Here is a 290-nt window from a genome sequence, read left to right as displayed (position 1 = left end):
CTCATTGCGCCGATCGGAATGGCGCTTTTATTCGGGGGTGGCTGGGAGTGCTCGCGCACAGTATTCGTTGATCGACTGCCGTGAACGCCCTGGCCACCAGGTACTGCATGTAAAAAAGGCCAGCGAGACGTCGCTCTCGCGCCCCGCTGGCAGAGGTAAAGCCTTTTAACCGGTGATCAGACGCTGATGCACAGGTATTTGATTTCGAGGTAGTCCTCGATACCGTATTTGGAACCTTCGCGGCCCAGGCCCGAAGCCTTGATGCCGCCGAACGGCGCGACTTCATTGGA

The 290-nt window shown here is 57.9% G+C and carries 1 protein-coding gene; it reads right to left on the bottom strand.

Annotated elements, in window-relative coordinates; genetic code table 11:
• Positions 1–176: 176 nt before the first annotated feature.
• A partial coding sequence (locus SB725_RS30710) for an aldehyde dehydrogenase family protein (RefSeq protein WP_410923132.1) occupies positions 177–290 on the bottom strand: 114 nt, incomplete at its 5' end.

The organism is Pseudomonas sp. SIMBA_041 (assembly GCF_046535095.1).
Lineage (GTDB): Bacteria > Pseudomonadota > Gammaproteobacteria > Pseudomonadales > Pseudomonadaceae > Aquipseudomonas > Aquipseudomonas mucoides.
This window is presented reverse-complemented; position numbering and strand designations above follow the sequence as displayed.